The organism is Shewanella algidipiscicola (assembly GCF_003605125.1).
In the GTDB taxonomy this organism is placed as follows: domain Bacteria; phylum Pseudomonadota; class Gammaproteobacteria; order Enterobacterales; family Shewanellaceae; genus Shewanella; species Shewanella algidipiscicola.
In genome coordinates this window covers 1-935 of the sequence record NZ_QPQT01000032.1, presented here as the reverse complement: position 1 = coordinate 935, position 935 = coordinate 1, and the positions used below count along the sequence as shown (strand labels likewise).

Annotated in this window: 1 protein-coding gene; it reads left to right on the top strand. The window is 42.2% G+C overall.

Annotation, left to right across the window (positions count from 1 at the left end; genetic code table 11):
* Nucleotides 1–200: transcription antiterminator/RNA stability regulator CspE (gene cspE / locus DVO77_RS18915; protein ID WP_162924199.1), on the top strand; the 200-nt coding region annotated here is incomplete at its 5' end.
* Nucleotides 201–935 lie beyond the last annotated feature (735 nt).

Genomic DNA, 935 nt, shown 5'->3' with positions numbered 1-935 from the left:
CTACTGGTACTGTAAAATGGTTTAACGAAGATAAAGGTTTTGGCTTTATCTCTCAAGAAAATGGCGGCGCTGACGTGTTCGTTCATTTCCGTGCTATCGCTTCTGACGGTTTCAAGACCTTAGAAGAAGGCCAAAAAGTTTCTTTCGAAGTTGAGCAAGGTCAAAAAGGCCTTCAAGCGGCTAACGTAGTTCCTGCATAAGCAGCTACATTACCCCGCTTAACTGCGAACAAAAGGCGACCTTAGGTCGCCTTTTTTGTCTCTGTAATATCATCAACGCTCACTATCGATAATTCCTTATCGATAGACTGTCATTTTATACGCACTTACCCTCATTCCCCCTGGCGCTTGCGACTGTTCTAAGCTCATCTAAAATACATTACAGCGCCTATCGCTGCGGTCATTTACTCTCTTGAACCGACTCGCATATTACCGCATATAAGCATCAAGTTTGGGAACGACACACGAGCGGTAGCAAGTTGCTTAATATTTTTGCTAACTACTGGTGCTTAGGCTTGGCCATTGCTAAGTCTGTTGTTGGGCTTTAGGCGGAGGAATATGGCCATCGTCGTTTTTAACCTCTACTTCCTCCTCAGTAGTGTTACGCATTTTTTGATGCTTATGCTGACCTCAAAATCCATATCACCATGCCACTTTAAGAGCAGAGCATCGGCTACATGCAGATTACGAGATAACAGCGTAAAAATAAAATGGCAAAAGATTGAGGCTTAAGATGATGATTGCTATCACATTAGCTAAAATCCAGCCTAAATCACCAAAGGAGTCGCAAAAATAAAGCGTGCAAAGTCTGCAAAGGCTGTTATTATGCACTCGCTCTGTTGTTCAAGAGTTATTAAAAAAGTAAAAGTAAAAGTAAAACCCTAAGCCAAATCCTCACCCTTTTTGTACTCAGCGTTTCCCTTAGCTTCTCGTCAT